Source organism: Caulobacter sp. GW821-FHT11E10 (genome assembly GCF_058808375.1).
On sequence record NZ_JBXARP010000011.1, the window covers coordinates 43,322 to 52,451 of the forward strand.

At 65.8% G+C, this 9,130-nt stretch carries 8 protein-coding genes and 1 tRNA gene; 2 read left to right on the plus strand and 7 right to left on the minus strand.

What is annotated here, in order from left to right:
• Positions 1–37: 37 nt before the first annotated feature.
• The 3 genes from AC1RRV_RS21705 to AC1RRV_RS21715 form a co-directional block, all read right to left on the minus strand.
• Entirely contained in the window at positions 38–907 is an 870-nt protein-coding gene (locus tag AC1RRV_RS21705) for a hypothetical protein (protein ID WP_492861732.1), read from the minus strand.
• Positions 908–1,108: 201 nt separating this feature from the next.
• Positions 1,109–2,350 (minus strand): three-Cys-motif partner protein TcmP, encoded by a 1,242-nt coding sequence (locus AC1RRV_RS21710; protein ID WP_492861733.1) that lies wholly within the window; start codon positions 2,348–2,350, stop codon positions 1,109–1,111.
• A gap of 28 nt (positions 2,351–2,378) precedes the next feature.
• A complete protein-coding gene (locus tag AC1RRV_RS21715; RefSeq protein WP_492861734.1) occupies positions 2,379–3,155 on the minus strand; it encodes a DUF5131 family protein in 777 nt (258 codons plus the stop codon).
• A 242-nt stretch (positions 3,156–3,397) separates the two neighbouring features.
• Here AC1RRV_RS21715 and tcmP point away from each other — a divergent pair, with 242 nt between their 5' ends.
• Entirely contained in the window at positions 3,398–4,570 is a 1,173-nt protein-coding gene (gene tcmP / locus AC1RRV_RS21720; RefSeq protein ID WP_492861735.1) for a three-Cys-motif partner protein TcmP, read from the plus strand.
• 17 nt (positions 4,571–4,587) lie between these two features.
• Here the strand turns inward: tcmP and AC1RRV_RS21725 are convergent, their stop codons facing one another.
• Together AC1RRV_RS21725 and AC1RRV_RS21730 are read right to left on the minus strand one after the other, a co-directional pair.
• Positions 4,588–5,070, minus strand: coding sequence for a GNAT family N-acetyltransferase (locus AC1RRV_RS21725; RefSeq protein WP_492861736.1), 483 nt, complete (start codon positions 5,068–5,070; stop codon positions 4,588–4,590).
• 197 nt (positions 5,071–5,267) lie between these two features.
• Positions 5,268–5,344, minus strand: a tRNA-Arg gene (locus AC1RRV_RS21730).
• A gap of 253 nt (positions 5,345–5,597) precedes the next feature.
• Between AC1RRV_RS21730 and ggt the strand changes: the two genes are divergently transcribed.
• Positions 5,598–7,343, plus strand: a complete 1,746-nt coding sequence (gene ggt, locus AC1RRV_RS21735; protein ID WP_492861737.1) for a gamma-glutamyltransferase — start codon at positions 5,598–5,600, stop codon at positions 7,341–7,343.
• Positions 7,344–7,391: 48 nt separating this feature from the next.
• Here the strand turns inward: ggt and AC1RRV_RS21740 are convergent, their stop codons facing one another.
• Entirely contained in the window at positions 7,392–7,607 is a 216-nt protein-coding gene (locus AC1RRV_RS21740; RefSeq protein ID WP_492861738.1) for a hypothetical protein, read from the minus strand.
• Positions 7,608–7,617: 10 nt separating this feature from the next.
• Entirely contained in the window at positions 7,618–9,123 is a 1,506-nt protein-coding gene (locus tag AC1RRV_RS21745; RefSeq protein ID WP_492861739.1) for a sensor histidine kinase, read from the minus strand.
• Positions 9,124–9,130 lie beyond the last annotated feature (7 nt).

The following is a 9,130-nucleotide window of genomic DNA, read 5'->3' on the forward strand; positions in this document are numbered from 1 at the left end:
CACCAAGAAGGCTCGCCGCCTCCGGCGAGAGCAGAAACTAAGTGCTACGTTGAGGCTGGAGCATGGCGGCGTCGAAGGCCGACGACGTGCCCGACCAGGGTGCCTCGCTGATCGGCGCGCCCAAGGCGTTGACGGCGGCGATCAGCGGCGAGGGATCGTAGCCCTTGCGGCCATCGGTGATCAGGTAGAACTCGACACCGCCATCCGGCCGGTACATCCCCCAACGATCAGCCTTAGCGATGATGAAGCCGTGTTCGTCAGCCCACGCCGCCCGCTCTTGCAGCCTGCTGTCCGACATCGGGTAGGGCTCGTCGGCAATCAGATAGGCCTTGGCCTTGGGGTCGTACCAGGTGGTGGGGTGATCCACGCCCGGCGCCTCGGCGCGATAGGCCCCGTTGGGATAGGCGCGATAGCGGCTGGTGGAGGGGCGCAGGCCCGTGACGTCGATGAACTGCAAGGTGCGCAGCGCCTGGCAGATGGCCCAGCGCGCGGCCTGTTGGGAGTGGCCCAGATCGCGGGCGGCCAAGTGGTTGTCGCCGATGATGCGCAGGTGGCCGAGGCGATCGGCGATGCGCATTTGGCTCGGGCTGACGGCCTCCAGCAGAGGGCGGCTCAAGCGCACGCTGAGGGACTCAACGCCCGTCTGCCGCGCTTCGCGATCACGCCAGCCGATCGTGATCCGCACCTCGTAGCCGGGTTGGGCGAGCGGCTTGCGCGGACCCGCCGACGGCGGACGGACTGGGAGGCGTCGCGTGGCGTCGATCCAGTTGTTGAATCCGGATTGGACGGCGGCCTGGTCGAGGGCGCGAGCGTGCTGCAAGCCCTGCTGTGCGCGGATGCGCTTGGCCAGCCGCTTGATGCCGTCGAGGGTGGTGGGGGTGAAAGTAGAGGTCTGAAGACCGGTCATCGTTGTGCTCCTGGCCCGAAACGAAGCGTCGCCCGTCAACCGCCCCGAGAGCCCGAACAAAACGATCAGGGTCAGGGATCAATCTAGGTAGTGCCAGGTGAGGCTTCGCGCTGACGGGCGGCGGGCTCCTACCGAGAGCCTGCACGCACCCTAACCCGAAGGGAGCTAGCGCACAAGAAATGCGCCGAGCGCCGCGGGCGATCAGCGTATCGGCTTTTCGCCGAACATAGAGAAGAACGAGCGCTGGGTTTTGAACTTCAGGGTGTCGCCTGGAACGATCTGCTTGCCCCGGCGGCGCACACCGCCGGCCGGCGTTACGACCTGCAAATCCTCGCTGTCGAGCATAGCGCTGTGGATGTCGTCCTTGTGGGCCGGCGTGGCGCTGTACGCCGCTGCGTAGAAGTCCCCCACGAGCATAGCGTCGCCCACGCCCGCAACGAGTTTAGGGATGTCGTAGATCAGCTTCTCGCGAGCCTTGCCGCGATGTTCGTCCTCGAACAGGTAGATCATACCTTCCTTGGCCGGATCGTAGGCCAGCATGTCGAGGCCGGGCAGGCCGAAATGCGCCTGCGCGCCGTTCTCGTGCAGGACGTCGTTATAGACTTGGCGGGCCCGATAGTTGTTGGCGAAGTGGATGAGCCAATAGCGCCAGCCCTTGGGGTTGGCGATCGAGAAGGGGCTGACATAGGGCGCGGTGGTGTGGAACGACTCGAAGACGATACGCTCGGCCGCGCCCAGCCAAGCTTCATTGCTGACAATGCCATCGATGGCGCGCAAATCGGCGGGATCGACGCCCAGGTGTCGGACCTGCCGCTTCATCAGGCCTGGATCAGTGCGGCTCAGGAAGGTCAGCAAGGTGTCGATCGCGAAGGTGTAGAAGACCTCCACGGACTTGGTGGACCGCATGATTTCGCTGAGCGTGGTGAACGCGACGCGCTTGTGACCGCACTGGTCGAGGTTCCACAGGACGTTTTGAAAGCGCCCTGCCAAGAGGTCCCTTATCGCCGGGTAGGCGTCCTCGAACGGTTGGCTGAAATAAGCCACGCTCAGGTGCAGCTTGGGGCAGGTATCCTTCACCGCAGCCAGCAAAGGCGCACAGTAGGTTTTCAGCATCTCCGTGACGTCGGGCTTGGCGTCGTTGAAGATCAGGAGACACTCGATCTCTATCGTCCCGAGCCCTTGGACGGCGCGGCGCGTGTTGACCGCATCGAGGGCGCGCTGCAGCTCCTCGATAAAGATGATCGGCGAACCGGCGGCGCCGCAGGCGTAGCGCCCACCACCGGAAAACCCGTCCACGACCGCAAGACGGAACTTGCTCTGCTGAGGGTTCACGCAGCGCACGGTCAGGTACTGAAAAAAGTATTCGCGTAGAATCTTGTGCTTGCGGTGGCTGTGCTCGTCGAGCACCGCGCCAGCCGCCCAGTCATACGCCTTTTCGACCAATCCCCGCTCCCCCTTGGCGCGGCCCCGGCTAGATGTCCAAGGTCGCGGGCATCTCGTTCCAGGTCCGGCCGCGGTACTCGCGCCCGTTGGCCTTCTTGGAACGCTTCTTGTTATCCTTGCCCCAAGTGCCCCACTGCTTAAAGAAGAAAGCTGTGCTGAAGGTATCGCATTGCGCGTATATCTCGTCGATCCAGTCTTCGCGGATCGGGCGGGCGTTCAAACCGCTTTCTCCGCCAACGATCGCCCAATGGATATCGGTGAGATCGACGTCCCCGACCGGCCCGATCAGCGGCTCGAACGAGATGAAGCGGATTGCGGCGGGCACAGCGCGCAGATGGTCGATCCGGCCGACGACATCAGCGTTCTCGACGCTGGTGCCCAGCCAGACGTTGGGCAGAATGTCGGGAATAGCGCGCGTGACCACTTCAGCCATGCGTTCGGGACGCTTGGTGAGGATTTGGTAGTTGTGGTGCGGGGTCTCCCGCATCACCCGCCAGACATCGACGATGAACGCCTCGCTGACGTCGTCGTGGAAGAGGTCGCTCATCGAGTTGACGAAGATCTTCCTGGGCTTGCGCCAGCTGTAGGGGATGGAGAGCGCGGTGCGATCTTCCCGCACCACTCCGTTCCAGATCGCGCGCTTGCCGCTCTTGCGGGTGAGGCCCTCGTATTTGGGCACGCCCATGGCTTCGAGGCGGCGCGCCATCTGCATGGCGTAGCAGTTGGTGCAGCCTGCGGTGACGATGGAGCAGCCGGCCACCGGATTCCAGGTGGCGTCGGTCCACTCGATCTGGGTTTCGGCCATGGCTCAACTCTTCCTTCGCGCCCGGGAGGCGTTTCGTCGGGCGGACAGTCAACTCCAAGAAGCAAACATCACGTTAACCATGATTGCTTCAGTCACGCTTCAGGGGACAAGGATCGCCTTGCGCTGTGACAGTCGCGGTCGTCCCCAGCTCCACCTTCGATAGAATTTCTCGACCACTGATACGCGCTTTGCAATGGTGGGTGTCTGGTCGCGCGCTGGCGACCTCTAGGGTCGAGATCACCGTGATCGGAGAGCTGAAGCACTACCAGGGTCGTGAGCAGGCCTATGTGAAACACTTCCTGCTCAGCGAGTACCTGGAGAGCTGGGCCCATAAGGTCGCCAGCACATGGGACGAGGTCGCCTATGTCGACGGCTTTTCCGGCCCTTGGCAGAACTCCGACGAGCATTTCAGCGACACGTCGTTCGGTATCGCTCTGAAAGCGCTCACCAAGGCCAAGGCTAGCTGGCGTGCCCACGGGCGAAATGTCCGCATGACGGCCTACCTCGTCGAGAAGAACCCCGCCGCCTACGCCAACCTTCGGGCCGCTACGGCGAACTTCCCCGAGGTGGAGATCAAAACCTATCCGGGATCGTTCATCGACCAGGCCCCGACGATTCTGCGCGACATCCCTTCGCGAGCCTTTGCCTTCCTTTTCATTGATCCAAAAGGCTGGCGGATCGACATGAGGCGGATCGCAGAACTCCTCAGGCGACCGAACACCGAGGTCGTTTTCAATTTCATGTTCGACTTCATCAACCGCGCGGCGTCGATTCAGGCCCCCGGCGTCGCCGCCAGTCTGGATGAGTTGATAATCGATCCAACTTGGCGCGACCGGCTGATTGAGCCCCGGCCAGCCGGCGTAACCGAAGCCGAACATCGGAAGACCGTGCTCGTTGACGCCTTCGCTGCCACGCTTGGCCAACTCGGTCGGTATCCATACGTCGCCGAAACCACTGTCCTGCGGCCGCTGAAAGACCGTCCGCTCTACTGCCTAGTGTATGCTACCCGGAAACCGAAGGGCATCGAGGTCTTTAGGGGCTGTCAGGTCAAGGCCCTCCAACAACAGGACCTGATCCGTGGCGTCACGAAGTTGAATGTGGCAGCGGCCGCGAGGGACCAGACTGAGATGTTTGGGTCATTCAGCGAAATGGCGCCTGACCCGTCGGCTGCGTTCCTTGCAGACGAAGCGCGCTTGGCGGGTCAACTTCTACACGCCCTTGTGCCACCAGCGCCGGGCGCGGCGATGTGGGGCAATCTCTGGCCCAAGGTTCTGAAACGCCATGTCGTCACGCTGACCCAGGTCAAACAGCACGCCAAGGATTTTAAGAAGGCCGGCGCGGTGACGTTTCTGGACTGGGCTCCCAAGCAACAGGCGCCAGGGGATCAGGATCGCCTTAACCGCCCACTCGCTTGAACGGCCCAAGTCCGCAATCACGCAATCCGGTGAACGAACCGATACGCCGGCAAGCCCGAAACAGCGTCGGTGATCAACTCGGCATCGGACTTCAGGACGGCAGCGGCCACCCGTCTGGAGGCTTCGTTTTCGACGCCGACGACCGCTTCGACGATGATCGGTAGAATGCCTGCGCGACCATAGCCATTGGCCATCTCCCTGATCGCCGCCTGGACCACGTCCTTGGCTCGCCCTTGGCCACGATAGGCCGGTGGCACGGCGTAGCCGAGCTGGAAGCCTGGACGACCGTCAATGAACCCGCAGCTGGCGGCGGAGACCATCGCCGTAATGATCGCGCCCTCAAGGCGGACATATGTCATCCGAACGACATGCGGGGCAGGCTCGTCCATCACCACATAGAGATCTCGGTCGAGATCGCAGCGCTGAATTGGCACGCCACCGAGGGGGAGGACGTGCTGGAGGGACACCAGAGCATCTGCCGGGTCGGTCATCTTGGGCATGCGGGCCGTCCCGGAGTGCTGACAAGCGGTCACTCCAACAGTTTGGAGACCCCATTCCAAGGCCGAACCCCACCCGGTTTGCAAGGGCAGGCCCCGAAGCCGAGAAAATCCCCCGACTAAAGCCCCGACTAAAACGCAAAATTAGTCGGGGGCGCTAGCGCCGAACCCCGATAAGTCATTGATTTTCTTGGAGAAAATGGCGCGCCCGGAACGATTCGAACGTCCGACCCTCAGATTCGTAGTCTGATGCTCTATCCAGCTGAGCTACGGGCGCGCATTGCCTTTCGGCGAGGCGGGGGAAATAGCCCGTCCCTTCCGGGGACGCAAGCCCGGTTTCGCCGATAAACTGGAAAAGTTTCGCACACCTGCGTTCGCTTTCGATTGGCGCCTTGCCTGGCAGGGCTTCAGAGCGGGCAATTGCCGGCGGCGGTGGGCTATCTGGGCGTGACAGTCTGGCTCTATTGGTGTCCATGGACGGCTTCGGGACGGCGGGCAGGCCGTCCTCGCATTCGCTATTGAGGATCCGTATGCGTCGTCTCGTGTCGCCTTCCCTGCTCGCCATCGCCGCCTGCGTCCAGCTGACGCTGGCCCCCGTCGCCGCCCAGGCCGAGTCGATCCCGCTGGGCATGCCGACGCCCAGGCCGGTGGTGAATTCGACCGTCGCCAAGGGTATGGTCGCCGCCGCCAATCCGCTGGCGGTCGAGGCCGGCCTGCGCGTGCTGCGCGAGGGCGGCAACGCCGTGGACGCGGCCGTGGCCATCCAGTCCGTGCTGAGCCTGGTCGAACCGCAGAGCTCGGGCCTGGGCGGCGGGTCGTTCCTGATGTTCTACGACGCCAAGACCGGCAAGGTGACGGCCTATGACGGCCGCGAGAAGGCCCCCAGCGGCGCCGGACCGGACATGTTCCTGGATCCCGCCGGCAAGCCCCTGTCCTTCGCCCGCGCCGTGGTCTCGGGCCGGGCGACCGGCGTGCCGGGCGCCGTCGCCATGCTGGCCCAGGCCCAGAAGGAACACGGCAAGGCCGCCTGGAGCACGCTGTTCAAGGACGCCGAGCGGCTGGCCGCCGACGGCTTCATCGTCAGCCCGCGCCTGGGCATGATGATCGCCAGCCGCGCGCCGCAGGCCTCGACCCCGGACACCGTGAAGTACTTCACCAAGCCGGACGGAGCCCGCTACCAGGCCGGCGACCTGCTGAAAAACCCGCTTTATGCCGAGACCGTCCGCCGGATCGCCGCCGAGGGTCCTTCGGCGCTGTACGAAGGTCCGATCGCCCAGGCGATCGTCGACCGCGTGCACGAGGGCGAGCTGGCCGGCACGATCTCGCTGGAGGACCTGAAGACCTACAGGCCGCGCTCGGCCCCGGCCCTGTGCCGCCCCTGGAAGGTCTACACCGTCTGCGTGCCCAACCCGCAGTCGTCGGGCCTGGCCGTCATCCAGGCCCTGCAGATGCTGGAGCACACCGATATCGGCAAGCGCGGCCCGACCGATCCGGTCGCCTGGACGCTGCTGGCCCAGGCCGAGCGGGTCATGTACGCCGACCGCGATCGCTACGTCGGCGACCCGTCCTTCGTGAAGGTGCCGGTCGAGGGCCTGCTGGATCCCAAATATGTCGCCCAGCGCGCCAAGCTGATCACCGACAAGGCCGGGGCCGCCCCGCCGTTCGGCCACCCCAAGGGCGCGCCCAAGGTCGGGATCGACATGACCAAGGAGCCGGGCGGCACCACCCACCTGACCGTCTACGACCTGCAGGGCAATGTCGTCTCGATGACCACCACGGTCGAGAGCATCTTCGGCTCGGGCCGGATGGTCGGCGGCTTCTTCCTGAACAACCAGATGACCGACTTCTCGTTCTCGCCGAACGAGAAGGACGGCGCGCCGGCGGCCAACGCCGTGGCGGCGGGCAAGCGCCCGCGCTCGTCGATGGTCCCGCTGATCGTGCTGGACAAGAAGGGCAAGTTCGTCGCCGCCGTCGGCTCGCCGGGCGGCAATGCGATCCTGTCCTATAATCTGAAGGCCATGGTCGGACTGTTCTACTGGAATCTGAACATGCAACAGGCCGTGTCGCTGCCGAACCTGGTGGCGCGTGGGGACAATTTCTCGGGAGACGCCGACCTGTTCGGACCGGAGATGCTGGCGGCGCTCAACGCGCGCGGCGTGGCGGTCAAGGTCGGCCAGCTGGAGACCTCGGGCCTGCACGGCGTGATCGTGCGTCCCGGCGGCGTGCTGGAAGGCGGCGCCGATCCGCGTCGCGAGGGCGTGGCCAAGGGGCTCTAGGCCCCTTCAGGCCTGATGCTCTTCCGGAGACGGACCCTGATCGAAGGATCAGGGCTCCAGGCCGGCCTCGACCTCGGCGCGGGAGAAGACCTCCTCCTGGCCGTCCACCAGCAAATCCGCGTCTGACGCCTCCTGCACCGCCACCATCGCCGCCACGCGGCGCAGGGCGGTCGGGACGTCGGGCGCTTCGACGGTGATCTCGTGGATCGGCGCGCTCGCCGGCGAGGCGCCCAGCTTCACCGCGATGGTCCAGGTCGTCGTCATCTGACTTCTCCTAGGACGCCGAGGCGTCGGCGGCCTTGTCGCCAGGTTCCGACGGCGACTCGGGCAGTGGCTCGGGAACACCCGCCAGCATCAGATCGAACACCGAGCCGCCCGGTCCGGTTTCCACCAGGGCCAGATCGCCGCCGTGACCCTGGGCCAGCTCGCGGGCGATGGCCAGGCCCAGGCCCGTGCCGCCGCGGCGCACCGAGCCGACGAACGGCTGGAAGAGGTTGGCGCGCGCCCGCTCGGGCACGCCCGGGCCGTCGTCGGTGAGGCGCAGGATGCTCATGCCGTCGGCGCGACGCAGCTCGATGAACACCTTGCCCTTGCCGCCCCGGTCCGGCGCGCCCTCGATGGCTTCGCGGGCGTTGCGCAGCAGGTTGGTCAGGATGCGGTGGAACTGGTCCGGATCGGCCAGAATCTGTTCGCGTGGGCCGATCACGGTCTCCAAGCCCACGCCCTGCGGCGTGAGCCCGGCGTCCTCGGCCGCCATCTCCAGGGCCGGCCGCAGCACCATGGGCCGCACCACCGGCTCGGGCTCCTTGGACTTGCCATAGGCCATGACGTCCGACGCCAGGGTGATCGCCCGGTCCAGCGCGCGTTCCAGGCGCGGCAGGGCCTGGGCGACCTTGGGATCGCCCAGGGCGGCCAGCCGGTCCGAGGCCATCTGGGCGCTGGTCAGCATGTTGCGCAGGTCGTGATTGATCTTGGCCACCGCCTCGCCCAGGGCGGCCAGGCGCGCCTTCGAGGCCAGGGCGGCCAGCAGGTCGGCCTGCATCCGGTCCAGCTCCAGCTCGGCGCGGCCGATCTCGTCGCGACGCATGGACAGCACGATGCGGGCGGCCGGATCGCCGGGATCGCCGCGGAAGGCTTCCATCGCCCGGGTGATCCGCTGCATCGGCCGGACCAGGAAGATGTTGAGGAAGGCGTAGACCAGCAGGCCGGCGAGGCCCGCCACGAAGATCGTGACGCCGGCCAGCTGCCAGAAATAGCCGACCAGCTTGGCCTTGAGCGGCGCGTCGGGCAGCACGACCTCGACGAACTCGGCCTTGCGGAAACGCGGCTCGGCCATCACGCGGACCATGGCGCCCTTGGGACTGGTCAGGGTGAAGAACGGCGCGGCCAGCCACGAACCGGGATTCTGGCGGCGAAGGTCGACGAGATAGGGCGTCTCGAACGGCTGCTTGGGCGGCAGGACGAGCCGCCGTGCGCCGTCGACCTGGACGGCGACGGTGACCGCCCCGGCCTGGTCGAACATCTGGTTGGCGACCGCGTCGCTGACCCGCAGCTCCGGATCCGATTCGGCGATGGTCGAGGCCAGTTCACCGGCCCGCACGCGATCCAGCAGCCACTGCTCCTCGAAGGCCGCCAGGGCCGGCGGCAGAATCAGCAGGCCGCCGAAGGTGACGACGATGGCGGTGAACAGCAGCAGGCGCGCCGACAGGCCGCCGGGCCACGGAAAGCGCTTCCGGGGCGGGGCGGGACCAGTCTCCGACGGCGAAACCGTTTCGACCATTCGGGGC